Genomic DNA, 25373 nt, shown 5'->3' with positions numbered 1-25373 from the left:
AAGCTCACCGCAGAATTCAAACACCGTAACATCAGGGAGAGAAACATGACCTTGTTCGACATGAAGGGAAAAGTCGCCGTCATCACCGGCTCGACGCGCGGCATCGGACGCGCGATCGCCGAGCGCATGGCCGAGCACGGCGCCAAGGTCGTGATCTCCTCGCGCAAGGCCGACGTCTGCGAGCAGGTGGCGAAGGAGATCAACGACAGCTACGGCAAGGGCACCGCGGTTGCGATCGCGGCCAACATCTCGTCGAAGGAAAACCTGCAGAACCTGGTCGACGAGAGCAACCGCGCCTTCGGCAAGATCGACGTACTGGTCTGCAACGCGGCGTCCAATCCTTACTACGGTCCGCTCGCCGGCATCTCCGACGATCAGTTCCGCAAGATCCTCGACAACAACATCGTCGCCAACAACTGGCTGATCTCGATGGTGGTGCCGCAGATGATCGAGCGCAAGGACGGCTCGATCATCATCGTGTCCTCGATCGGCGGCCTGAAGGGCTCGACCATCCTCGGCGCCTACGCGATCTCCAAGGCCGCCGACATGCAGCTCGCGCGCAACCTCGCCTGCGAATACGGCAAGCACAATATCCGCGTGAACTGCATCGCGCCCGGCCTGATCAAGACCGACTTTGCGAAGGCGCTGTGGGACAATCCGGACAATTTGAAGGCCTCGACCGCGCGCTCGCCGCTGCTGCGGATCGGCGTGCCGGACGAGATCGCGGGCGCCGCCGTGATGATGGGCTCGCGCGCCGGCGATTTCATGACCGGCCAGACCATCGTGATCGACGGCGGCGCGACGATCAGCTGACGTCTTCGTTGGCGCGCAAAGCGCGCCACGCACTCAAGGTGTCATCACCCGCGAAAGCGGGTGATCCAGTACGCCGAGGCCTCTCGATTCATCACGACTGCCGCGGCGTACTGGATGCCCCGCATGCGCGGGGCATGACAGTGTTGAGGACGAGGGGAGCGCGGCGATTACTCCACCGCCGCGTACACGCCGCTGCGCACCAGCGAGCGGGTATATTCGCGCTGGCCCGGGCCCTGCATCATGAAGACCGCGATCAGGTCTTCGCTCGGATCGATCCAGAAGAACGTGCCGGCCATGCCGCTCCAGAAATACTGGCCGACCGAGCCGGAGAACGGCGCGATGCCCTGCTGCATGCGCACGGCGAAGCCGAGGCCGAAACTGTGGCCGGGCGACACCAGCGTGCCCCGAATCGTGACGCCGGCGCCGAGGTGATCGGAGGCCATGAATTCGAGCGTCTTGCGGCCGATGATCCTGGTGCCGTCGAGCGAGCCGCCGTTCAGCAGCATCTGCGCGAAGCGGGCGTAGTCCATCGTGGTCGAAACCAGTCCGCCGCCGCCGGATTCCATCGCCGGCTGCTCCAGCATGTTGAACAGCTGCACCTTCTCGCTGGTCCAGGGATCGTTGGCAAACGCCTCGGCGAGGCGGCCGGCATTGGCTTCCCCGGTATGGAAGGCGGTCTCGGTCATCTGCAGCGGCGAGAGGATGCGCTCAGTGAGGAACGCGCCGAGCGTCTTGCCGCTGACGACCTCGATGATGCGGCCGAGGATGTCGGTGGACCGGCTGTAGTTCCACTCGGCGCCGGGCTGGCAGACCAGCGGCATGCCGGCGAGCATGGTGGCGTGCTCGGCATTGGTGATCTTTCGGCTGCGCAGCCGCGACTGCTGGTAGAGCTGCTGCACCGGGCCGTTGCCGGTGTGGTCATAAGTAAGTCCAGACGTGTGGCGGAGCAGGTCCTGGATCGTCATCTGCCGCTGCACGGGTACCAGCTCGAGCTTGCCGTTGTTCTCGACGCCGACCTTGGTCTCGGCGAATTCGGGGATGAACTTCGCGACGGGGTCGTTGAGCAGGAAGTGGCCGTCCTCCAGCAGCTGCATGATGCCGACCGAGACGATCGGCTTGGTCATCGAGAAGATGCGGAAGATCGTGTCATGGGCCATCGGCGCCGAGGCGGTCGGGCTTTGCCGGCCGATCGCGTCGAACCAGCCGATCTGGCCGCGCCGCGCCACCAGCACCGTCACGCCGGGCACGGTTCCCTTGTCGACCTCGCGGCGGAAGGTGTCGGACATCGCCTGCAGCCGCGCACTCGATAGTCCGATCGATTCGGGCTTGGCGAGGGGGAGGGAGGGGGTGGTCGGGCTGGCGGCGTGCTTGGTGGCGGTTTGGGCGTTCATGGTCTCTCCCTGGTTCTTGATTCTTGCGGCGAGGTGCCGACGTGGGGTGATCTTTGGGATGATCGCCGAAGTCTGGCGCAGAAGTTTTGCAATGAACAGAAGCTTCACCGCTTCGCCCTTGCAAACCGGCCATGCCCTGTGCTTGAAACGGCGCGAACCGGCGGCGACGCTGGTTCCCTGCAGGAGTGTAGCTCAATTGGTAGAGCACCGGTCTCCAAAACCGGGGGTCGCAGGTTCGAGCCCTGCCACTCCTGCCAGCTTTTACCCAATCATTTGAAGGTGTTGGCCGAGGTCCCCGACCCCGGCCATGATCATGTTTGCCTACTTGATGAGCGGGCAGCCGCCGTCCTTCAGCGGCCGGAACGCCTGGTCGCCGGGCACTTCGGCGAGCACCTTGTAGTAATCCCACGGCGCCTTCGATTCCTCGGGCTTCTTGACCTCGAACAGGAACATCGAGTGCACCATGCGGCCGTCCTCGCGCACCACGCCGTTGTCGGTGAAGGCGTCGCGGACCGGGGTCGCGCGCATCTTGGCCAGCACCGGCTTGGTCTCCTTGGTGCCGGCGGCCTTCACCGCGTTGAGGTAGTGCAGGGTGGCGCTGTAGGTCGCGGCCTGGTTCATCGTCGGCATCCGCTTCATGCGCTCGAAGAAGCGCTTGCCGAAGGCGCGGGTGCGGTCGTTGAGGTCCCAGTAGTAGGCCTCGGTGATGATCAGGCCCTGCGCGAGCTTCAGCCCGAGGCTGTGGATATCCGAGATGAACATCACGATGCCGGCGAGGTTCTGCCCGCCCGCGACGATGCCGAATTCGGAGGCCTGCTTGATGGTGTTGATGGTGTCGGCGCCGCCATTGGCCATGCCGATGATCTTGGCCTTCGAGGCCTGCGCCTGCAGCAGGAAGGACGAGAAGTCCGGCGTGTTGAGCGGATGCCGCGCGCTGCCGAGCACCTTGCCGCCGGCGGCGCGGACCACGTCGCCGGTGTCGCGCTCGATCGAATGGCCGAACAGATAGTCGGCGGTGATGAAGAACCAGGTATCGCCGCCGTTCTTCACGATCGCGCTGCCGACGGTGTGGGCATTGGCGTAGGTGTCGTAGGTCCAGTGCAGTGTGTAGGGCGAGCAGGACTTGCCGGTGATGTCGGAGCTCGCCGCATCCGTCACGATCATGATCTTCTCGAACTGCTTCGACATCTCCATGCCGGCGAGCGCGGTCGCCGAAGTCGGCATGTCGATGATCATGTCGACATTCTCGGCCTCGTACCATTTGCGGGTGATGGTGGCGGCGACGTCGGCTTTGTTGAGGGCGTCGGCGGTGACGAGCTCGATCGGCTTGCCGAACATCGACCCGCCGAACTCCTCGATCGCCATCTTGGTGGCCTCGACATTGCCGGCGCCGCCGATGTCCGAATAGACCGACTGGAAATCCGTGAGCACGCCGATCTTGAGCGGCGCCTGCTGCGCGAGCGCCGGCCCTGCCAGCACAGCCGCGATCAGGCCGGCGGCGGACAGATTCGTGACGATGGATTTCATGATGGCGTGCCTCCCCGAAGGTGTTCTTATCAGTTTGTCCGACAAAGCTAGATTTGCCCGGTTCCGGTGTCAATTCCGGCCGCTTGGGTGCGACAATCAGGCCGGATATTGCTCATTTGACGCCCCAAGGGCCTTCGCCTATCCTTTGTCCGACAAACGACAATCGGGAGCCGGGGGAGCTTAGATGCCCACCACGCCGCTGTTCCGGCGCATCGATGTCGCGCCGGCCTATCAGAAGGTCGCCGACGCGATCGAACGCGAGATCATCAACGGCCGGATCAAGCCGGGCGAGCCGATCGGCACCGAGCAGCAGCTGGTCGCGCAGTTCGGCGTCAACCGCTCGACGGTACGCGAAGGCATTCGCGTGCTCGAGGAGGGCGGGCTGATCCGCCGCGATTCCAGCCGCCGACTGCAGGCTTGCCTGCCGCGCTACAACAAGCTCGCGACGCGACTGTCCCGTGCACTGATCCTGCACGAGGTGACGTTCCGCGAACTGTTCGAGACCTCGATGACGCTGGAGGTCGCGAGCGTCGAGGGCGCGGTGGAGCGCGCGACCGACGAGAACATCGCCGAGCTCGCCGGCAATCTCGAACGCAGCGCTGATGTCATCGGCAATCCGGCGGAGCTTGCCGAGTGCGACGTGGAATTCCACGTGCTGATGGCCAAGGCCTCGCAGAACCGTGTGCTGCAGCTCGCCCGCGAGCCCGCCGCGCAGCTGTTCTTTCCAACCACCGAAATGATCGTCGGCGGCGTGCCGGAGGGCGGCGCGCGCCTCGTCGAGGCGCATCGCCATATCCTGGATGCGATCAAGCGGCGCGACAAGGAGGCCGGCGTGCTGTGGACGCGGCGGCACCTGCAGGACTGGCGGCGTGGCTTCGAGAAGATCGCCTCGCTCGATCGCTCGGTCGAGCACACCTACATGGAACACGCTTACGCCGCGCGGCAATAGCGACGGCGCGGCCAAGACAAGCGGCCAAGACAAGACGAAAACAAGACCACGACAACAAGCACATTCGGGAGGGACAAATGAGCGGAGACATCGCAGCAACCATCCAGCGCGCCCGCGAGCACAGCATCGGCGATCTGTTGCGCCGGTCGGCGAAGCGCTACCCCGGCAAGACCGCGCTGATCTGCGGCGCGGTAAGCTGGAGCTTTGCGGAGATGGACGCGATCTGCAATCGGCTCGGCCGAGGCTTGCTCGCGCTCGGCGTTGCGAAGGGCGATCGCGTCGCGGTGCTGTCGCGCAACTCGCACGGCTTCGCCGCGCTGCGCTTTGCGGTGGCCCGGATCGGCGCGATCCTGGTGCCGATCAACTTCATGCTCAATTCGGACGAGATCAATTTCATCCTCGCCAATTCCGGCGCCAAGCTGCTCGCGGTCGGCCCCGACTTCGTGGAGACGGCGCATGCCGCCGCCGCCAAGGGCTCGGCGGTCGAGACCCTGATCTGGCTGCCGGGCGAGGATCCGGCCACCGCGCCCGAAGGTATCACGACGTTCGACAGCCTGCTGCACAGCGACGCGTCGGCGCCGGAGGCGTCGGTGGACAGCCGCGATCCCGCGCAGATCATCTACACCAGCGGCACCGAGTCGCTGCCGAAGGGCGCGATCCTCACCCACGAAGCCGTCATGTGGCAGTATGTCAGCTGCATCATCGACGGCGGCATGGCGACGGACGACACGGTGCTGCACGCGCTGCCGCTCTATCACTGCGCGCAGCTCGACGTTTTCCTGGGGCCCGCGATCTACCTCGGCGCCACAAGTCTCATTACCGGCAAGCCGGTGCCTGACAATGTCCTGGCGCTGATCGCGGCCCACAAGATCAATTCGTTCTTCGCGCCGCCGACGATCTGGATCGCGATGCTGCGCTCGGGCGCGTTCGACCGCACCGACCTGTCGACCCTGCGCAAGGGTTACTACGGCGCTTCGATCATGCCGGTCGAGGTGCTGCTCGAGTTGCAGCGGCGGCTGCCCGAGGTGAAGTTCTGGAATTTCTACGGCCAGACGGAGATCGCGCCGCTCGCGACCGTGCTGACGCCGGAGGACCAGCTGCCGAAGGCGGGCTCGGCCGGCAAGCCCGCGATCAATGTCGAGACGCGGGTGGTCAGGCCGGACATGACCGACGTCGGGGTCGGGGAGGTCGGCGAGATCGTGCATCGCTCGCCGCATCTGTTGTCCGGCTATTACAACGATCCGGTCAAGACCGCGGCCGCGTTCGCCGGCGGCTGGTTTCATTCCGGCGATCTCGCGACCATTGATGCCGACGGCTACATCACCGTCGTCGATCGCGTGAAGGACATGATCAAGAGCGGCGGCGAGAATGTCGCGAGCCGCGAGGTCGAGGAGATGATCTATCGCCTGCCTTCGGTGTCGGAGGTTGCGGTGGTCGGGCTGCCCGATCCGCGCTGGATCGAGGCGGTGACCGCGATCGTCGTGGTCAAGGCCGGCGAAAGCCTCGATGCCGATATGGTGATCAAGCATTGCGCGGCGTCGATGGCTCATTTCAAGGTGCCGAAGCAGGTCATCTTCGTGGATGCCTTGCCGAAGAATCCGAGTGGCAAGCTGCTCAAGCGTGAGCTGCGCCAGCGCTATGTCGGCGGCGCCACGCTGGACCAGGCGGTGCAGAAGAGCTTCGCCGGCTAGGCGGCGGTCTACTGGCCAGCCGTCGCCGGCGCCTTGTCCGACCATTCCGGCGGCAAGCCAAGCTTGCCGGCGGCCATTCCGACCAGGCCGGGACTGCGGCCGAACGCCTCGCAGGCCGCGTATTTCGGTTTGCCGCCGAGCGTCGCGCCAATCTTGTCGAACGATGGCAGCTCTGGCGCCTTTCCGAACGGCGTGCTGCCGGTGACGACGAGCTTGCTGAAATCGTCGCTGAAGGAAGGGGCGAGATCGTAGGCGTCACCGGCGCTCGAGACCATGGGCGAGTTGGTGAACGAATTCGCCCCGCGGGCCCAGATCATCGCCGCCTGCTGGCGGCTGGCCTGATCGCGCACCTCGGCTTCGACGGTCAGGCTGCCAAGCCCGACCGGCAACCGCGGCACCGGTACCGGCACGCCTGCGCCGAGCGCGCTCGGCAGGAAGCTGACCACCTTGGAAGTGCCCGCCGCGACCTCGTCGGTGGGCGCCGCCTGGGTGACAAGCGCGTGCAACGACAAATCCGCAGGATGATCGGCACCAACGACCTGAAGCCGCTCGCTCAGGCCGACGCACAGCGAACGATCGATCGCGTTGGCCACCAGGTGCCGCTGCTCCTGCGACAGCGTCGGCGACGCTGCCTGCGAGAAGGTCGTCGGGACGATCCGCACCGTCTTCGCAGCGAGGACCTCGTCCTTGTTGACGCGAACCAGCGATTTCGCCAGCACTCCGCCGGACGGCGTGAGATTGTCGTAGGATGCCAATGACCCGCCCCGCGTCATCGGTGCGCTGGCACAGCCCGACAACAACGCCACCACTACCGCAGCGGTGGCAAGCAGGGACGGCCAATTGGGCTGACCATTGCGCGACGCCCGGCTCGTGCTCTGCGCATCAGTCGCAGCGCCCGGCAGAAATTCGATTCTCATGTACCCCTCGAACGACCGCTCACCCCACGAACGATCGGACGTCACGATAGGGCAGGGCCGCCCGGGTCGGGATTAAGAGATATTAAGTCAGATGTAGCTCGCGAAACCGCGCGACCTATTTGAGCCACATTTGGCCGTGCAGGCTTAACAAAACGCTATATTTGCGCGCTGCGCATCCGGGGCCGAGGCCTCTAAAATGCCGTGATGCAAATCCTGGAATACGACCTCGTGGCTTTCCCCGTCACCAACGCACGCATCCTCTGCGTCGAGGACGATGCCGATATCGCGCGCATGTTGGCTGAGGTGCTTGAGGACAACGGCTTCCGACCGGTGCTGGTCGGCTCGGCCGTGGAGATGGACGCGCTGCTCAAGCGCGAGAGCTTTGATCTCGTCGTACTCGACGTGATGCTGCCGGGCGAGGATGGGCTGAGCATCTGCCGGCGCCTGCGCATGTCGTCTTCGATTCCGATCATCATGGTCACCGCGCGCGGCGAGGACATCGACCGCATCCTCGGCCTCGAGCTCGGTGCCGATGACTACGTCACCAAGCCGTTCAATTCGCGCGAGCTGGTCGCCCGCATCCGGGCATTGCTGCGCCGCGTCGAGAGCGGCGCCTCGTCGCGGTCACGGCCGCGTCCGCTGACCTTTGCCGGATGGCGCATCAACCCCACCACCCGCGAGCTGCATGACCCCGCGGGCGTTCGGATCACGCTGACCGGTGCCGAGTTCGATCTGCTGCTGGCGTTCTGCCGCAATCCTGGGCAGGTGCTGTCACGTGAGCAATTGATCGAGCAGGCCTTCGGCGGCCTGATCGCATCGGTCGAGCGCAGCGTCGACGTTCACATCAGCCGCATCAGGCAGAAGATCGAACCGGATCCGAAGGACCGCTCGATGATCAAGACGGTGCGGCTCGGCGGCTACGTGTTCACGCCCGCGGTCGAGCCGCTCTGATGGGATGGGCGCAGCGGCTGATGCCGCGCAGCATCGCCGCGCAGCTCATGAGCCTCGTCGCGCTCTCGGAATTGATCGGCATCATGCTCGCAGCTGTGACCGTCATCTTTCTGTTCGATTCTCCCTCGGTCAACGACACGCAGAAGTTTCTTGCCGGGCGGGTCGCGGAGCTCACGCAGCTTCTGCGTTTCACGAAGACGCCCGTCGATGCCGAAGAACTGCTGGCGGCAGCCAGGCGCGGCGGTCTCGACGCCAGGCGCGTCGCGTTGAGCGAACTCGTGCCTCGGACGGTCGGTGAGACGCGGCCGTTTTCCATAAGAGCGTTTCGGCAGCTGGCGGCCGAGTCCGGAATTGAGTTGCTGGAAGAACTGCGCCATCCGGCGGGCTCGTCGTCACAGGTGCTCGTGAAGCTCGACGACGGCCACGCGTTGATGGCCGACGTTGCGGTCAAGGGCGGCTTCTGGTCCTTTTTGCTCCGCCCGGTGGCAGGAGGCGGGATCATCGTGCTGATCTCGATGCTGCTGCTGTCGGTCTATGCGGTGCGTTGGGTGATTGCGCCGCTGGCCGATGTCGCGCGTGCCGCGACCTCGTTCGGCCGCTCGCCGCGGGCTCCCGAGGTGTTGCGCCGGCGCGGTCCGCTCGAAATCGCCCAGGTCGCCGACGCGCTGAACGACATGCGCACGCGTATCGCAGCGCTGCTCGACGACCGCACCCGCATGCTCGCCGCCATCAGTCATGACCTGCGGACGCCGCTGACCCGGCTCAGGCTGCGTACCGAGCGCGTCGGCGACGACACCCTGCGCCCTGCGATGCTGGGCGATATCGCCAAGATGACGCGCATGATCAACGAGACCCTGGAGTATCTGCGCGAGGATGCTCGCTCGGAGGCGGCGTCCTTCATCGACCTGCCGAGCTTCCTGCAGACCATCTGTTCGGACTTCGCCGACATGGGCCACGCGGTATCCTATGTCGGGCCGGCGCGTCTGCCTTATGCCTGCCGGCCCCGCGCGCTGTCGCGCGCCGTCACCAATATCGTGGAGAATGCGGTCAAGCACGGCAGCAAGGTCGCGGTGACGCTTCGCCCCATGGAGGCCGGCCACATCGAGATCGAGGTGGCCGACGACGGTCCGGGCATTCCGCCGGCGCTGCACGACAAGGTATTCGAGCCCTTCTTCAAGGCCGACAGCGCCCGGCAGGAGGGGGGCTTCGGGCTGGGGCTATCGATCGCGCAGGATATCGCCAAGCGCCATGGCGGCAGCATCGCGTTGAGGCTGCGGGAGCCGAGCGGACTGCTCGTATCGATGCTGCTGCCGCCAAAACCCGGCCTGGCCTAGAGGAGGCGAGACGGACGACGCTGATCGCGCCAGGACGCCAGGGGATTGCAGGGCGCCGGCTAAGCCCTTGATTTGGAGAGACCAATGCCCGATCTGCCCGAACCGGGCGGGCGCCGGGTCGGACCCCGTCGACCTTGACGTTTGGCCGGTCTCGCAGTAGATACCCGGCACTCGCAGCCGGCCCGCTTTGATGGCGGATATCCGGCGCGGCCTAATTCCCCGAACATTCGAGCTCGTTTATCGGCTCAACCTTCCAAACGAGGGCTGGGTCCGCAAGGTCGGCTGTTCGGATTCCTTGAAACGTTGCAATCGTCCGGAGACGGACGCGGATCTCACGATGGCTTTCAGCCCGTTCAAATTCCTGCAGGAAGTGCGCTCGGAGACCGCCAAGGTCACCTGGCCGACGCGCCGCGAGACGACCATCACCACCATCATGGTGTTCGTGATGGTGGCGCTGGCCTCGGTCTTCTTCTTCGCCGCAGATCAGATCATTCGTTATCTGATTACCCTGATACTGGGCATCCACTGATGAGCATGGGAACTCAATTGATGGACAAGCGCTGGTACATCGTTCACGCCTATTCGAACTTCGAGAAGAAGGTTCAGGAATCCATCCGCGAGCAGGCCAAGCAGCGCGGGCTGGAAGAGCTGTTCGAGCAGATTCTCGTGCCGACCGAAAAGGTCACCGAGGTGCGGCGCGGCCGCAAGATCGATGCCGAGCGCAAGTTCTTCCCGGGCTATGTGCTGGTGAAGATGAAGCTGACCGACGAGGCGTTCCATCTGATCAAGAACACCCCGAAGGTGACCGGCTTCCTCGGCGCGGAAAACAAGCCGATGCCGATCTCGGAGGCCGAGGCGATGCGGATCCTGCACCAGGTGCAGGAGGGCGTGGAGCGCCCGAAGGCGTCGGTGTCGTTCGAAATCGGCGAGAACGTGCGCGTGGCCGACGGCCCGTTCGCTTCGTTCTCCGGCGTGGTGGAAGAAATCGACGAGGCGCGCTCGCGCGTGAAGGTCGCGGTGTCGATCTTCGGCCGCGCGACGCCCGTGGAACTGGAATTCGGTCAGGTCGAAAAGGTGGTCTGACCGGACGGCGCGGGGTATATGCCTCGCGTCAAGTAGAGAGGCCGTGGGAGGGAGGAGGCGGTCGCCAGCCCCTTCAACCGAACCACGGAACCTGAAACCGCCGGCCCGTCCGGCACAACAGGAGTGATAAATGGCAAAGAAGGTGACCGGATACCTGAAGCTTCAGGTCCCGGCCGGTGCGGCGAATCCTTCGCCCCCGATCGGTCCCGCGCTTGGTCAGCGCGGTCTGAACATCATGGAGTTCTGCAAGGCGTTCAACGCGCAGACCCAGAAGGAAGAGAAGAACACCCCGATCCCGGTGATCATCACCATCTATGCGGACCGGTCCTTCACCTTCGAGATGAAGACCCCTCCGATGTCCTACTTCCTCAAGCAGGCCGCCAAGATCCAGTCCGGATCGAAGGCGCCGGGCCGTGACAAGGCCGGCAAGGTGACCAAGGCGCAGGTGCGCGAGATCGCCGAGAAGAAGATGAAGGACTTGAATTGCGACACCATCGAATCGGCCATGAAGATGGTCGAGGGCTCTGCCCGTTCGATGGGTCTGGAAGTTGCGGGGTAACGGGCCATGTCAATCGGAAAGCGTTTGAAGAAGGCCCGCGAGGGCGTCGATCGCGAGAAGCTCTATCCGCTCGCGGATGCCATCAAGATGGTCAAGGAGCGCGCCAAGTCGAAGTTCGACGAGACGATCGAGATCGCGATCAATCTCGGCGTCGACCCGCGCCATGCCGACCAGATGGTCCGCGGCGTCGTCAACCTGCCGAACGGAACCGGCCGTACGCTTCGCGTCGGCGTGTTCGCGCGCGGCGCCAAGGCTGAGGAAGCCAAGGCCGCCGGTGCCGACGTCGTCGGTGCCGAAGACCTGGTCGAGAAGGTGCAGGGCGGCGCGATCGATTTCGATCGTTGTATCGCCACGCCCGACATGATGCCCCTGGTCGGCCGCCTCGGTAAGGTGCTCGGTCCGCGCGGCATGATGCCGAACCCGAAGATCGGCACCGTGACCATGGACGTCACCAACGCCGTGAAGGGTGCCAAGGGCGGCTCGGTCGAGTTCCGCGTCGAGAAGGCCGGCATCGTGCAGGCCGGCATCGGCAAGGCCTCGTTCTCCGAGGACAAGCTGGTCGAGAACGTCAAGGCGCTTGCAGACGCCGTCTCCAAGGCGAAGCCGGCGGGCTCCAAGGGCACCTACATCCAGCGCGTGGCGGTTTCCTCCACCATGGGCCCGGGCGTGAAGGTCGAGCCGGGCACGATCCTCGGCTGAGATCCTTGGCCGTGACGAGATAAAGAGGGGCGGGACCGGGCAACCGGTTCCGCCCTTTGTTTTTGCCAAAGCGTTTTCAAGCGAAGTGGCTACCGGTTCGCGTGAAGAAAACGCGCCAAGACAAGATCTGAAGCCTCTCGCAAGAAAGAACAACAATGCCCGATAAGGTCCTGGTTTATTCACGCTTTCCCAAGGCCCAGCTGATCCGCTTCGGCGAGCGCTATGAGCTGCTGAACGCGGCGGGCAAGCGATTGGACGAAGCGTTCCCGGCGGCCGAGCTCGCCGATATCAGCGCCATGATCACCGCGGGCGGCACGGCGCTCGGCACGGAGGCCATGGACATGCTGCCGAAGCTCGGCGCGATCGTCTGCTACGGCACCGGCTATGACGGCGTCGATCTCGCCGCTGCCGCCAGACGCGGCATCGCGGTCGGCCACAGCCCGGGGGCCAATGCGGCCTCCGTCGCCGACACCGCGGTCACCTTGATGCTGGCGTCGGTGCGGCGGCTGCTGGTGGCTGACGATTACGTGCGGGGCGGCGACTGGGCCGGTGCAAAGCCCTCGCCGATGATGCGGCCGCAGGCCGGCATGCGCGGCCGCAAGGTCGGCGTCTACGGCATGGGCGAGATCGGCCGCAAGATCGCCGCCCGCGTCGCCGCCTTCGAGACCGAGGTCGGCTATTTCAGCCGCTCGAAGCACGAGGTGCCCTATCAATACTTTCCGACGCTGGAGGCGCTCGCCGATTGGTGCAGCGTGCTGCTGGTGGCCGTCCGCGCCGGCGCCGAGACCGAGCATGCGGTCAATGCCGACATCCTGCGCCGGCTCGGCAGCGACGGGTTCGTCGTCAACATCGCGCGCGGCTCGGTCATCGACGAGAAGGCGCTGGTCGCAGCGTTGACCGACGGCGTGATCGCCGGAGCCGGCCTCGACGTCTTCGCGAGGGAGCCACATGCGCCCGATGCGCTGACCGCGTTGCCGAACGTGGTGCTGTCGCCGCATCTCGGCGGCCACACGCTGGAATCGCACGTCGCCATGCAGGATTGCGTGCTGGCCAATCTCGACGCGTTCTTTGCCGGCAAGCCGCTCGCCTATCCGGTGGCGACGGCGTCCTGACCGGAGCTTCAGCTCCGGCGCGGCGCGTGGCGCAGCTTGTCCGGGTTGCGGACGATGTAGATCGCCGCAATCCGGCCAGTCTCGCCGTCGATCGCCATGCTCAGCGTGTGGTCGACTTCGCCATCGAGGAAGATCAGCGCGCCCGCGCTGCCATTGACCAGCATCGGTTCGACGCGAACCTCGCTGCCGGCGTTCTTGCCGGCGATACCGATGATGAAGCGGACGATCTTCTCTGCCCCCTTGATCGGCTTCAGCGCCGCCAGCTTGCGGCCGCCGCCGTCGGTGATCGCGATGGCATCCGCGCGCAGCAGGTTGGCGAGGGCGGAGACGTCGCCGCTGGCCGCGGCCTTGCAGAATGCCGTCAGCAGCCGTGCGTGGCCTTCGGGTGGCTCGACGGGAACAGGGCGGTTGTCGCGGACCGATCGGCGGGCGCGCGCGGCGAGCTGCCGGCAGGCCGCCTCGCTGCGCTCGAGGGTGCGGGCAACTTCCGCGAATGGCCGGTCGAACACGTCGTGCAGCAGGAACGCGGCGCGCTCGAGCGGCGTCAGGGCGTCGAGCGCCAGCATCAGCGCGAAGGAGAGATCGTCGGCGAGTTCGGTCGCCGCCTCGGCCGACAGCGTCTCGTCGAACACCGGCTCGGGCAACCAGGCGCCGACATAGACTTCGCGCTGGGCGCGGGCGCTCTTCAGCCGGTCGAGGCAAAGCCGGGTCACCACGGTGACGAGGAACGCCTCGGGATTGCGGACGTCGTCCGCCGCGGCGAAGCGCAGCCAGGCGTCCTGGACCACATCGTCGGCATCGCCGCGGCTGCCGAGCATGCGATAGGCAAGCCCGGTCAGCCGCGCCCGATACGGCGCCAGCGGGTCGCGCTCAGGCGGCCTGCTTGATGACATCGATCTGATGGCCGGCCACGGTCACGCGGCGACACTCCCTGGCATATCCCAGCGCCAGCTTCATCATGGGGAAGATGCGGCCGATTTGTAGGGCCATGGCGAGGTCGATCACGCCTTTTTCGCCCCAGCGCGCGCGAACCGCGTCGCGGCAGGCGTCATCGTCGGCCGAGCGTTGCACGATCGCGTCGGCGAAGTGGAAGCCGAGCGCGGTGTCCGCGGTCATGGCGGCAACATCGCGCCGGAGCACGGCGGTGACCTGCCGCTCCGCCACTCCTGCCTCGATCGCCATGTCGACGACCAGTTGCGCGCAGGGACCGCAATCTTCCGCCAGCGCGCCGGTGAGCTTGGCGGCGTAGAAGGCCTCAACCGGCGCGACCGCGCGGTAGGCGGCGGCCTTCATCGCGCCGGCGAATTTGAAGAACGCGGCGGGCGATTCCTTCAGCATGATCTCGAGATAGGTGGTGTCGTAGCCGTAGCGCCTGGAATAGGCGCGCAGCATGCGGCGCGCGATGAAGCTACGCATGTCGTTCTCCTTGATTTGGCAGGGCGGAATAGAGGGCGAGCGCCGCGGGCAGGACGACCGCCACCAGATCGGATGCGGCATGGCGGTCGTGGCCGCCGGCGATCATCACGAGATGCAGCAGGCCGTGGCCGGCCAGGAACGCGGCGCCCGCGACCGCTGCCGGCCACCAGGCCGGCCACAAGGCTCGCGCCGCCAAGCCGAGCCCGGCCACGATGAAGGCAATGCCGACGTCCTGGACCAAATGAGGGTTGAACGGACCGGTATCGGCGGCGCCGGGCACCAGCGACCACCAGAGGGAACCGGCCGACAGCATCACCAGCCCATTGGCGAGGTTGAAGAGGGCGAGAATTCCTGCAATCCATCGTTTCATGCGAGCCTCCAGCGCCCAGACGAGCGACGGCATTGGAGCGTGACGTCGTCCGGGGAAGAAATTTTTCGCTGGGCCGGGCAGGTCGCCGAACTGGTCTGAAATTTGCTCTTGGCAAGCAGGGCAGGACCGGCTACATAGCGCCTTCCGGGCGTGCTGGCACTTGCTGGCATGTCCGTGCTCGCAATCCGAAAACCTGAGATGATAGGAGATCATTCCTTTCCGCATGCCCGCAAGGATGCTCGAAAGGAAGGAGACCCGTCGCCTTCAGAGGAATGAGAGCAGGGGCCTTCAGCGTGCTGAAGTGCCTCGATCCTGTCCAAGACTGCAGGCGCCCGCGAGAACCTGGTGTTTTCAACGGCTTAATCGCATGGCCTGCATAGACGGGTGAAGACCGGATTTTGCACTCCACGTCGCGATCAGTTCGCGGCCGGGAGGCTGGTTTGGTTCGAACCTCGACAGCCCATGGCCGCAAGGCTCTGGGAGGGCAGGCTTCTAGATGTCGTCTTGCCCGGCATGTCCGAAGGGTCTTGCGCCCCAAGGATCAGGTTTAGGGCGGGACGATGGGTGCAACCCGGCGGTCCTGCCTTCGCGGAAAGGCCGCCAACCGGAAAGAGCTTGCTGTGGAACGAGCGGCAAAAAAAGAGTCGGTCGAACAACTTAACGAGGTCTTCAAGACCACGTCGGTTGCGATCGTTGCTCATTATTCCGGCCTCACCGTGGCCCAGATGCAGAAGCTGCGCATGCAGATGAAGCAGGCGGGCGCGTCGGTGAAGGTCTCGAAGAACCGTCTCGCCAAAATTGCTCTTGAAGGCACTGACGTCGCTGCCATCGGCTCCCTGCTGAAGGGGCCGACCGTGATCGCTACTTCGAACGATCCGGTTGCGGCGCCAAAGGTTGCCATCGAATTCGCCAAGGCGAACGAGAAGTTCGTCATCCTCGGCGGCTCGATGGGTAAAACCGTCCTGAATGTCGACAGCGTGAAGGCGCTTGCCTCACTGCCGTCGCTCGACGAACTGCGCGGCAAGATCGTTGGCCTCCTCGTGGCGCCGGCGACCAAGCTTGCTCAGCTCTCCAACGCGCCCGCGGCCAAGCTCGCACGCGTCATTCAGGCTCATGCCTCAAAGGGCGAAGCGGCCTGACCCTTCGCTAATCTCAAACCTGGTTCGAACCAAACGTTTAAGGAACTGAACAATGGCTGACTTGCAGAAAATCGTCGACGACCTCTCGAGCCTCACCGTGCTCGAAGCGGCCGAACTCGCCAAGCTCCTCGAAGAAAAGTGGGGCGTGTCCGCCGCTGCCGCCGTTGCGGTTGCCGGCCCGGCTGCTGGTGGTGGCGGTGCCGCTGCTCCGGCTGAAGAGAAGACCGACTTCACCGTCGTGCTGGCTGGGGCCGGCGACAAGAAGATCGAAGTCATCAAGGAAGTCCGCGCCATCACCGGCCTGGGCCTGAAGGAAGCCAAGGACCTCGTCGAAGGCGCTCCGAAGCCCGTCAAGGAAGGCGTCAACAAGGAAGAAGCCGACAAGATCAAGGCCCAGCTCGAGAAGGCTGGCGCCAAGGTCGAGCTCAAGTAATGCGCGATCCGGGAGCGCCGCAGGGCGCTCCCGGGCCATGCAAACGGCGTGCGACAGGTTGTCGCGTGGCGTGCCGGACACAAAAAAGTGTGGGGATCCGTGGACTTAACCCTCGAATCTCCTTTATTGCCATCCCATATCGGGTTGGCAGCGGAAAAACACGGTAGGCGGCGGGGACGGCAGGGTCCTCGGCGGAAGCCGTTGGGAGACAGTCAGATTTCGGGCTTTTTCAGTCCGTAAAGCGGAGCGTTTGGACGAGCGGGTGCAGTGATGCGCCCCGCGCGTTGTTTTGCGTTTTGGAGGTGGTCGGGGCCGGGACGGGGATTTAATTCCTGACTTTACGCTTCGTTCCTTCGAGACGATTCGAAATTCAACCCGGGGCCGATGGCAGTCGCTCCCGGAAGGTTCGCCCCACAAAGGCGACGAAAATGAGAGGCCACGATGGCGCAGCAGACATTCACCGGTCGCAAACGCGTACGCAAGTTTTTCGGTCACATCAAGGAAGTCGCCGAGATGCCGAACCTCATCGAGGTTCAGAAGGCGTCCTATGACCAGTTCCTGATGGTCGACGAGCCGACCGGCGGTCGGCTCGACGAGGGCCTGCAGGCGGTATTCCGCTCGGTGTTTCCGATCTCGGATTTCTCCGGCACCTCGATGCTCGAATTCGTCCGCTACGAGTTCGAACAGCCGAAATATGACGTCGACGAGTGCCGTCAGCGCGGCATGACCTTCGCTGCGCCGCTCAAGGTGACGCTGCGTCTCATCGTGTTCGATATCGACGAGGAAACCGGCGCCAAGTCGGTGAAGGACATCAAGGAGCAGGACGTCTACATGGGCGATATCCCGCTCATGACGATGAACGGCACCTTCGTCGTCAACGGCACCGAGCGCGTCATCGTCTCGCAGATGCACCGTTCGCCGGGCGTGTTCTTCGACCACGACAAGGGCAAGACCCATTCGTCCGGCAAGCTGCTGTTTGCCGCGCGCGTGATTCCGTATCGCGGTTCCTGGCTCGACATCGAGTTCGACGCCAAGGACATCGTGTTCGCGCGCATCGACCGCCGCCGCAAGCTGCCCGTGACCTCGCTGATGTACGCGCTCGGTCTCGACGGCGAGCAGATCCTGTCGACCTTCTACAAGAAGATCACCTACAAGCGGACCAAGGACGGATGGCGCGTGCCGTTCGATGCCAACCGCTTCCGCGGCTATTCGACCGTCAACGACCTGATCGACGCCGACACCGGCAAGGTGGTGCTCGAGGCCGGCAAGAAGCTGACCGTGCGCCAGGCGCGCCAGCTTCAGGAGAAGGGCCTGAAGGCGCTGCGCATGTCGGACGAGGAGCTCGTCGGCAACTATCTCGCCGAGGATCTCGTCAACCCGAAGACCGGTGAGATCTACGCCGAAGCCGGCGAGGAGATCACTGAGAAGTCGCTCAAGGTGCTGAACGAGCAGGGCTACAAGGACCTGCCGCTGCTCGACATCGACCACGTCAATGTCGGCGCCTACATCCGCAACACGCTGTCTGCCGACAAGAACATGACGCGCGAGGACGCGCTGTTCGACATCTACCGCGTGATGCGTCCGGGCGAGCCGCCGACGCTGGATTCGGCGCAGGCGATGTTCCAGTCGCTGTTCTTCGACGCCGAGCGCTACGACCTCTCCGCGGTCGGCCGCGTCAAGATGAACATGCGCCTCGAGCTCGATGCGCCCGACACCCATCGCACGCTGCGCAAGGAAGACATCCTGGCCGTCATCAAGACGCTGGTCGACCTGCGCGACGGCAAGGGCGAGATCGACGACATCGACCACCTCGGCAACCGCCGGGTGCGCTCGGTCGGCGAGCTCATGGAAAACCAGTACCGGATCGGCCTGCTCCGCATGGAGCGCGCGATCAAGGAGCGCATGTCGAGCGTCGATATCGACACCGTGATGCCGCAGGACCTGATCAACGCCAAGCCCGCGGCTGCCGCGGTGCGCGAGTTCTTCGGCTCCTCGCAGCTGTCGCAGTTCATGGACCAGACCAACCCGCTGTCGGAGATCACCCACAAGCGGCGCCTGTCGGCGCTTGGCCCGGGCGGTCTGACCCGCGAGCGCGCCGGCTTCGAAGTCCGCGACGTGCATCCGACGCATTACGGCCGCATCTGCCCGATCGAGACGCCGGAAGGTCCGAACATCGGCCTGATCAACTCGCTGGCGACGTTCGCGCGCGTCAACAAGTACGGCTTCGTCGAGACGCCCTATCGCAAGATCAAGGACGGCCGGGTCACCGACGAGGTGATCTATCTGTCGGCGATGGAAGAGGGGCGCTACCGCGTCGCGCAGGCCAACGTGCCGCTCGATGCAAAGGGTCGCTTCACCGACGACCTCGTGGTCTGCCGTCACGCCGGCGAAGTGCTGCCGGTGACGCCGGACAAGGTCGACTACATGGACGTGTCGCCGAAGCAGCTGGTTTCGGTCGCCGCGGCGCTGATCCCGTTCCTCGAGAACGACGACGCCAACCGCGCGCTGATGGGCTCGAACATGCAGCGCCAGGCGGTGCCGCTGGTTCGCGCCGAGGCGCCGTTCGTCGGCACCGGCATGGAAGGCGTGGTCGCCCGTGACTCGGGCGCGGCGATTGCCGCGCGCCGCTCGGGCGTGATCGACCAGATCGACGCCACCCGCGTCGTGATCCGCGCCACCGAGGATCTCGATCCGACTAAGTCGGGCGTCGATATCTACCGGCTGATGAAGTACCAGCGCTCCAACCAGTCGACCTGCATCAACCAGCGTCCGCTGGTGAAGGTCGGCGACATCGTCAAGAAGGGCGACATCATCGCCGACGGTCCGTCGACCGATCTCGGCGAGCTCGCGCTCGGCCGCAACGTGCTGGTCGCGTTCATGCCGTGGAACGGCTACAACTTCGAAGACTCGATCCTGCTCTCCGAGCGGATCGTGAAGGACGACGTCTTCACCTCGATTCACATCGAGGAGTTCGAGGTGATGGCCCGCGACACCAAGCTCGGTCCTGAGGAAATCACCCGCGACATCCCGAACGTCTCGGAAGAAGCGCTGAAGAACCTCGACGAAGCCGGTATCGTCTACATCGGTGCGGAAGTCCGCGCCGGCGACATCCTGGTCGGCAAGATCACGCCGAAGGGCGAGAGCCCGATGACGCCGGAAGAGAAGCTGCTGCGCGCCATCTTCGGCGAGAAGGCCTCCGACGTCCGCGACACCTCGCTGCGGGTGCCTCCGGGCGTGCAGGGCACCATCGTGGAAGTCCGCGTGTTCAACCGCCACGGCGTCGACAAGGACGAGCGTGCGCTGGCGATCGAGCGCGAGGAGATCGAGCGTCTCGCCAAGGACCGCGACGACGAGCAGGCGATTCTGGACCGCAACGTCTACAACCGCCTCGCCGAGCTGCTGGAGAACCGCCAGGGCATCGCCGGCCCGAAGGGCTTCAAGAAGGATACCAAGATCACCCGCGCGGTGCTCGACGAGTATCCGAAGTCGCAGTGGTGGCTGTTCGCCTCGCCGAACGACAAGCTGATGGCCGAGATCGAGGCCATGCGGAAGCAGTACGACGAGTCGAAGAAGGGCCTCGAGCAGCGCTTCCTCGACAAGGTCGAGAAGCTGCAGCGTGGCGACGAGCTGCCGCCCGGCGTGATGAAGATGGTCAAGGTCTTCGTCGCGGTGAAGCGCAAGATCCAGCCCGGCGACAAGATGGCCGGCCGTCACGGCAACAAGGGTGTGGTGTCGAAGATCGTGCCGATCGAGGACATGCCGTTCCTCGAGGACGGAACGCATGCCGACATCGTGCTCAATCCGCTCGGCGTGCCGTCGCGCATGAACGTCGGTCAGATCCTTGAGACCCATCTCGGTTGGGCCTGCGCCGGCCTCGGCAAGCGCATCGGCCAGACCATCGACGCCTACTATCAGAAGCAGGATCTCAAGCCGCTGCGCGAGACCCTGAAGAAGATCTATGGCGAGGATGAAACCATCAAGTCGCTGAACGAGAACGAGCTGGTCGAGCTCGGCCGCAATCTGAGCCACGGCGTGCCGATCGCAACGCCGGTGTTCGACGGCGCCAAGGAGGCCGACATCGAGGAGATGCTGAAGCTCGCGGGCTTCGACGCCTCCGGCCAGTCGACCGTCTATGACGGCCGCACCGGCGATGCGTTCGATCGCAAGGTGACGATGGGCTACATCTACATGCTCAAGCTGCACCACCTCGTGGACGACAAGATCCACGCGCGTTCGATCGGTCCGTACTCGCTCGTCACCCAGCAGCCGCTGGGCGGCAAGGCGCAGTTCGGCGGCCAGCGCTTCGGCGAAATGGAGGTCTGGGCGCTGGAAGCTTACGGCGCCGCCTACACGCTGCAGGAGATGCTGACCGTGAAGTCGGACGACGTCGCTGGCCGTACCAAGGTGTACGAGGCGATCGTGCGCGGCGACGACACCTTCGAGGCCGGTATTCCGGAATCGTTCAACGTGCTGGTCAAGGAAATGCGCTCGCTCGGCCTCAACGTCGACCTGCACAATTCCAAGGTGGGACCGGCGCCGACGTCGGAAGCGGCCGAGTAACGCTGTGATCATGCCCGGCGCGAGACGCGCCGGGCCTCCGCACTCCGCTCGGACGTTGGGTGGGGGCGCGGGCTGAATAGAAGTTTCGAATTTGCTGCCGGTGACGATCGGCACGCGAGGAGAAGACCATGAATCAAGAGATTATGAATCTTTTCAATCCGACGACCCCGGCCCAGGTCTTCGACCAGATCCGGATTTCGATCGCGTCTCCGGAGAAGATTCTGTCCTGGTCCTACGGCGAGATCAAGAAGCCGGAGACCATCAACTACCGCACCTTCAAGCCGGAGCGTGACGGCCTGTTCTGCGCGCGCATCTTCGGGCCGATCAAGGACTACGAGTGCTTGTGCGGCAAGTACAAGCGGATGAAGTACAAGGGCATCATCTGCGAGAAGTGCTCGGTCGAGGTGACGCTGTCGCGCGTCCGGCGCGAGCGCATGGGCCATATCGAGCTGGCGGCGCCGGTCGCCCACATCTGGTTCCTGAAGTCGCTGCCCTCGCGCATCGGCCTCCTGCTCGACATGACGCTGAAGGATCTCGAACGGATCCTGTACTTTGAATACTACGTCGTGCTCGAGCCGGGTCTCACCGCGCTGAAGGACCGTCAGCTGCTGTCGGAAGACGAGTACCTGAAGGCGCAGGACGAGTACGGCCAGGATTCCTTCACCGCCATGATCGGCGCGGAGGCGATCCGCGAGTTGCTGAAGGGGCTCGAACTCGAGAAGCTCGAGGCGACGCTGCGTGCCGACATGGCGGAGACCGACTCCGACATCAAGCACAAGAAGCTCGCCAAGCGTCTGAAGATCGTCGAGGCTTTCCGCGTTTCCGGCAACAAGCCGGAATGGATGATCATGACGGTCGTGCCGGTGATTCCGCCGGACCTGCGTCCGCTGGTGCCGCTCGACGGCGGCCGGTTCGCGACCTCCGACCTCAACGACCTGTACCGCCGCGTCATCAACCGCAACAACCGCCTGAAGCGGCTGATGGAGCTGCGTGCGCCCGACATCATCATCCGCAACGAAAAGCGCATGCTGCAGGAGGCCGTCGACGCACTGTTCGACAACGGCCGCCGCGGCCGCGTCATCACCGGCGCCAACAAGCGTCCGCTGAAGTCGCTCGCCGACATGCTGAAGGGCAAGCAGGGCCGGTTCCGCCAGAACCTGCTCGGCAAGCGCGTCGACTATTCGGGCCGTTCGGTGATCGTGGTCGGTCCCGAGCTGCGCCTGCATCAGTGCGGCCTGCCGAAGAAGATGGCGCTCGAGCTGTTCAAGCCGTTCATCTACTCGCGGCTCGACGCCAAGGGCCTGTCCACCACGGTGAAGCAGGCCAAGAAGCTGGTCGAGAAGGAGCGTCCGGAGGTCTGGGATATCCTCGACGAGGTGATCCGCGAGCATCCGGTGCTGCTCAACCGCGCGCCGACGCTGCATCGCCTGGGCATCCAGGCGTTCGAGCCGGTGCTGATCGAAGGCAAGGCGATCCAGCTGCATCCGCTGGTCTGCGCCGCCTTCAACGCCGACTTCGACGGCGACCAGATGGCCGTGCACGTTCCGCTGTCGCTCGAAGCGCAGCTGGAAGCGCGCGTCCTGATGATGTCGACCAACAACATCCTGCATCCGGCGAACGGCCAGCCGATCATCGTGCCGTCGCAGGACATCGTGCTCGGCCTCTACTACGTCTCGATCATGCGCGAAGGCCTGCCCGGCGAGGGCAAGATCTTCGGCGACATGGCCGAGCTCGAGCACGCCCTGCATTCGAAGGTCATCCACCTCCACACCAAGATCAAGTACCGGTGGGAAGGCCTCGACGAGGAAGGCAAGCAGTCCAAGCGCTGGATCGAAACCACCGCGGGCCGCGTCATGCTCGGCAACCTGCTGCCGAAGAACCCGAAGATCTCGTACGACATCATCAACAAGCTGATGACCAAGCGCGAGATCTCCGGCGTGATCGACCAGGTCTACCGGCACTGCGGTCAGAAGGAGACGGTGATCTTCTGCGACCGCATCATGGCGCTCGGCTTCTACAACGCCTTCAAGGCGGGCATCTCGTTCGGCAAGGACGACATGGTCGTGCCGGCGTCGAAGTGGAAGATCGTCGATCAGACCCGTACGCTGGCGAAGGATTTCGAGCAGCAGTACAATGACGGCCTGATCACCCATGGCGAGAAGTACAACAAGGTCGTCGACGCCTGGTCGAAGGCCGGTGAAGAAGTCGCCAAGGCGATGATGAAGGAGATCTCGTCCACCAAGAAGACGGCGGCGGGCGCGGATGCCGACATCAACTCGATCTACATGATGGCGCACTCCGGTGCGCGTGGTTCGCCGGCCCAGATGCGCCAGCTCGCCGGCATGCGCGGCCTGATGGCCAAGCCGTCGGGCGAGATCATCGAGACGCCGATCATTTCCAACTTCAAGGAAGGTCTGTCGGTGCTCGAGTACTTCAACTCGACCCACGGCGCCCGCAAGGGCCTCGCGGACACCGCGTTGAAGACCGCGAACTCGGGCTACCTGACCCGCCGTCTGGTCGACGTCGCGCAGGACTGCATCATCACGCAGACCGACTGCGGCACCACGCTCGGCATCAAGATGCGCGCCATCGTCGACGCCGGCACGGTCGTCGCCTCGCTCGGCTCCCGCATCCTGGGCCGCGTGGCCTGCGATGACGTGCGCGATCCCGCCACCAACGAGGTGATCATCAAGCGTGACACCTTGATGGAGGAGAGCCATGTCGACGCGATCCAGCAGGCCGGCATCCAGGAAGTGAAGATCCGCTCGGCGCTGACCTGCGAGCTGATCAACGGCATCTGCGCCAAGTGCTACGGCCGCGACCTGGCCCGCGGCACCCCGGTCAACCACGGTGAGGCCGTCGGCGTCATCGCGGCGCAGTCGATCGGTGAGCCCGGCACGCAGCTGACGATGCGCACGTTCCACATCGGCGGCGCCGCGCAGCTCAACGAGCAGTCGTTCGTGGAATCGAACTTCGACGGCAAGATCGTGATCAAGAACAAGGCGATTGCCCGCAACAGCGAAGGCAGCCTGATCGCGATGGTGCGCAACATGGTCGTTGCGATCGTCGATGCCGACGGCACCGAGCGTGCAACCCACCGTATTCAATACGGTTCGAAGATGCATGTCGACGAAGGCGACATGGTCAAGCGCGGCCAGCGCATCGCCGAGTGGGACCCCTATACCCGCCCGGTCCTCACCGAAGTCGAGGGCACGATCGGGTTCGAGGATCTGGTCGAAGGCCAGTCGATCTCGGAAACGCTCGACGAATCGACCGGTATCGCCAAGCGCGTGGTCATCGACTGGCGCACGACGCGCGGCGGTTCGGACCTGCGTCCGGCCATCGTGGTCAAGGGCAAGGACGGCAAGGTGCTGAAGCTCGCGCGTGGCGGCGATGCCCGCTACATGCTGTCGGTCGATGGCATTCTGTCGGTCGACGTCGGCGCGAAGGTGATGCCCGGCGACATCCTGGCGCGTATCTCGACCGAGAGCGCCAAGACGCGTGACATCACCGGCGGTCTGCCGCGGGTGGCGGAACTGTTCGAGGCTCGCAAGCCGAAGGATGCGGCGATCATCGCGGAGACCGCGGGAACGATCCGCTTCGGCCGCGACTACAAGAACAAGCGCCGCATCTCGATCGAGCCGATGGACAAGACCGAGGAGCCGCGCGAGTACCTGATCCCGAAGGGCAAGCACATCCACTTGCAGGACGGCGACATCGTCGAAAAGGGCGATTTCATCGTCGAAGGCAATCCGGCGCCGCACGACATCCTGGCGATCAAGGGCATCGAGGAACTCGCTGCCTATCTGGTCAACGAAATCCAGGAGGTCTACCGGTTGCAGGGCGTGCTCATCAACGACAAGCACATCGAGGTGATTGTCCGTCAGATGCTGCAGAAGGTCGAGGTCACCGATCAGGGCGACACCGACATGATCTCGGGCGAGCAGGTCGACAAGATCGAGTTCGACGCGCTCAATACCAAGGCCAAGGAGGAGGGCAAGAAGCCCGCCACGGGTACGCCGGTTCTGCTCGGCATCACCAAGGCGAGCCTGCAGACCCGCTCCTTCTTCTCGGCGGCGTCGTTCCAGGAGACCACGCGCGTGCTCACCGAAGCTGCCGTCAACGGCAAGGTGGACCCGCTCGAGGGCCTCAAGGAGAACGTCATTGTCGGCCGCCTGATCCCGGCCGGCACCGGCGCCTCGATGGCGCGGATCCGCGAAGTCGCGGTCAAGCGCGACAAGCTGATCCTCGACGAGCGCGAGAAGCAGCAGGCGGCGATCGTGCCGACGGCTCCGGAAGCGGAGCCGCTGGCGCTGCCGCCCGCGGAATAGGCATCCGCAAGACTACGGGTATGGCGAGAAGGCCGGCGTTTAGCCGGCCTTTTTGCTGCTTTCTTTGCTTGCTGCGGTGCAGGGACGCAGTTTGTTCA

General features: G+C 64.6%; 20 protein-coding genes and 1 tRNA gene. 15 read left to right on the top strand and 6 right to left on the bottom strand.

Annotation, left to right across the window (positions count from 1 at the left end; genetic code table 11):
* The first annotated feature begins 45 nt into the window (after nt 1-45).
* Nucleotides 46-813, top strand: coding sequence for an SDR family NAD(P)-dependent oxidoreductase (locus ACVWY5_RS20680; protein ID WP_026192903.1), 768 nt, complete (start codon nt 46-48; stop codon nt 811-813).
* A 167-nt stretch (nt 814-980) separates the two neighbouring features.
* On the opposite strand, the gene ACVWY5_RS20675 is transcribed toward ACVWY5_RS20680, so the two are convergent.
* Complete coding sequence (locus tag ACVWY5_RS20675) at nt 981-2204, bottom strand: serine hydrolase domain-containing protein (protein ID WP_028335441.1); 1224 nt, start codon at nt 2202-2204, stop codon at nt 981-983.
* Nucleotides 2205-2385: 181 nt separating this feature from the next.
* Here ACVWY5_RS20675 and ACVWY5_RS20670 point away from each other — a divergent pair.
* Nucleotides 2386-2461: transfer RNA gene (locus ACVWY5_RS20670), tRNA-Trp, on the top strand.
* A gap of 64 nt (nt 2462-2525) precedes the next feature.
* Here the strand turns inward: ACVWY5_RS20670 and ACVWY5_RS20665 are convergent.
* Entirely contained in the window at nt 2526-3731 is a 1206-nt protein-coding gene (locus ACVWY5_RS20665; RefSeq protein ID WP_028335442.1) for an ABC transporter substrate-binding protein, read from the bottom strand.
* Between the two features lie 184 nt (nt 3732-3915).
* Between ACVWY5_RS20665 and ACVWY5_RS20660 the strand changes: the two genes are divergently transcribed.
* Together ACVWY5_RS20660 and ACVWY5_RS20655 are read left to right on the top strand one after the other, a co-directional pair.
* On the top strand, nt 3916-4680 hold the full coding sequence (locus ACVWY5_RS20660; RefSeq protein ID WP_028335443.1) for a FadR/GntR family transcriptional regulator: 765 nt from the start codon (nt 3916-3918) through the stop codon (nt 4678-4680).
* 77 nt (nt 4681-4757) lie between these two features.
* Nucleotides 4758-6371, top strand: a complete 1614-nt coding sequence (locus ACVWY5_RS20655) for an acyl-CoA synthetase (protein WP_028335444.1) — start codon at nt 4758-4760, stop codon at nt 6369-6371.
* 8 nt (nt 6372-6379) lie between these two features.
* Here the strand turns inward: ACVWY5_RS20655 and ACVWY5_RS20650 are convergent, their stop codons facing one another.
* The gene (locus tag ACVWY5_RS20650) at nt 6380-7288 is read right to left on the bottom strand and encodes a DUF3313 domain-containing protein (RefSeq protein WP_028352167.1); all 909 of its coding nucleotides are present in this window, start codon (nt 7286-7288) and stop codon (nt 6380-6382) included.
* 204 nt (nt 7289-7492) lie between these two features.
* Here ACVWY5_RS20650 and ACVWY5_RS20645 point away from each other — a divergent pair, with 204 nt between their 5' ends.
* From ACVWY5_RS20645 to ACVWY5_RS20615, 7 genes are all read left to right on the top strand, one after another.
* The gene (locus ACVWY5_RS20645; protein ID WP_050384832.1) at nt 7493-8239 is read left to right on the top strand and encodes a response regulator; all 747 of its coding nucleotides are present in this window, start codon (nt 7493-7495) and stop codon (nt 8237-8239) included.
* Between the two features lie 71 nt (nt 8240-8310).
* Nucleotides 8311-9573, top strand: a complete 1263-nt coding sequence (locus ACVWY5_RS20640; protein ID WP_321177568.1) for an ATP-binding protein — start codon at nt 8311-8313, stop codon at nt 9571-9573.
* Nucleotides 9574-9910: 337 nt separating this feature from the next.
* Nucleotides 9911-10102, top strand: a complete 192-nt coding sequence (secE, locus tag ACVWY5_RS20635) for a preprotein translocase subunit SecE (protein WP_028335448.1) — start codon at nt 9911-9913, stop codon at nt 10100-10102.
* Nucleotides 10103-10122: 20 nt separating this feature from the next.
* Nucleotides 10123-10656: a transcription termination/antitermination protein NusG gene (nusG, locus tag ACVWY5_RS20630; protein ID WP_021081670.1), complete on the top strand. Its 534-nt coding sequence runs from the start codon at nt 10123-10125 to the stop codon at nt 10654-10656.
* A 130-nt stretch (nt 10657-10786) separates the two neighbouring features.
* Entirely contained in the window at nt 10787-11215 is a 429-nt protein-coding gene (gene rplK / locus ACVWY5_RS20625) for a 50S ribosomal protein L11 (RefSeq protein WP_011088164.1), read from the top strand.
* 6 nt (nt 11216-11221) lie between these two features.
* Entirely contained in the window at nt 11222-11914 is a 693-nt protein-coding gene (rplA, locus tag ACVWY5_RS20620) for a 50S ribosomal protein L1 (protein WP_018272150.1), read from the top strand.
* Between the two features lie 155 nt (nt 11915-12069).
* Nucleotides 12070-13026 (top strand): 2-hydroxyacid dehydrogenase, encoded by a 957-nt coding sequence (locus ACVWY5_RS20615; RefSeq protein WP_028335449.1) that lies wholly within the window; start codon nt 12070-12072, stop codon nt 13024-13026.
* 8 nt (nt 13027-13034) lie between these two features.
* Here the strand turns inward: ACVWY5_RS20615 and sigJ are convergent, their stop codons facing one another.
* The 3 genes from sigJ to ACVWY5_RS20600 are packed head-to-tail and all read right to left on the bottom strand — an operon-like array spanning nt 13035 to nt 14812.
* On the bottom strand, nt 13035-13919 hold the full coding sequence (gene sigJ / locus ACVWY5_RS20610) for an RNA polymerase sigma factor SigJ (RefSeq protein WP_028335450.1): 885 nt from the start codon (nt 13917-13919) through the stop codon (nt 13035-13037).
* Nucleotides 13897-14442 (bottom strand): hypothetical protein, encoded by a 546-nt coding sequence (locus ACVWY5_RS20605; protein WP_028335451.1) that lies wholly within the window; start codon nt 14440-14442, stop codon nt 13897-13899. Before ACVWY5_RS20605 ends, sigJ begins: the two co-directional genes overlap by 23 nt.
* Nucleotides 14435-14812, bottom strand: a complete 378-nt coding sequence (locus tag ACVWY5_RS20600) for a hypothetical protein (RefSeq protein WP_063616613.1) — start codon at nt 14810-14812, stop codon at nt 14435-14437. The genes ACVWY5_RS20605 and ACVWY5_RS20600 overlap by 8 nt, the downstream gene beginning before the upstream one ends.
* Nucleotides 14813-15432: 620 nt before the next feature.
* On the opposite strand from ACVWY5_RS20600, the gene rplJ reads away from it, so the two are divergent.
* The 4 genes from rplJ (at nt 15433) to rpoC (ending at nt 25275) form a co-directional block, all read left to right on the top strand.
* Nucleotides 15433-15951, top strand: a complete 519-nt coding sequence (rplJ, locus tag ACVWY5_RS20595) for a 50S ribosomal protein L10 (protein ID WP_028335452.1) — start codon at nt 15433-15435, stop codon at nt 15949-15951.
* Nucleotides 15952-16003: 52 nt separating this feature from the next.
* Nucleotides 16004-16384 carry a 50S ribosomal protein L7/L12 gene (gene rplL / locus ACVWY5_RS20590; RefSeq protein ID WP_028335453.1) on the top strand — a complete coding sequence of 127 codons (381 nt, stop codon included), beginning with the start codon at nt 16004-16006 and terminating at the stop codon, nt 16382-16384.
* 441 nt (nt 16385-16825) lie between these two features.
* Nucleotides 16826-20944: a DNA-directed RNA polymerase subunit beta gene (gene rpoB, locus ACVWY5_RS20585; RefSeq protein ID WP_028335454.1), complete on the top strand. Its 4119-nt coding sequence runs from the start codon at nt 16826-16828 to the stop codon at nt 20942-20944.
* A gap of 128 nt (nt 20945-21072) precedes the next feature.
* Nucleotides 21073-25275, top strand: a complete 4203-nt coding sequence (rpoC, locus tag ACVWY5_RS20580) for a DNA-directed RNA polymerase subunit beta' (protein WP_028335455.1) — start codon at nt 21073-21075, stop codon at nt 25273-25275.
* The last annotated feature ends 98 nt before the right edge of the window (nt 25276-25373 follow it).

Source organism: Bradyrhizobium sp. USDA 3256, assembly GCF_054058275.1.
The sequence above is the reverse complement of the archived record's forward strand: the minus strand, read 5'-3'. Positions and strand labels throughout refer to the sequence as shown.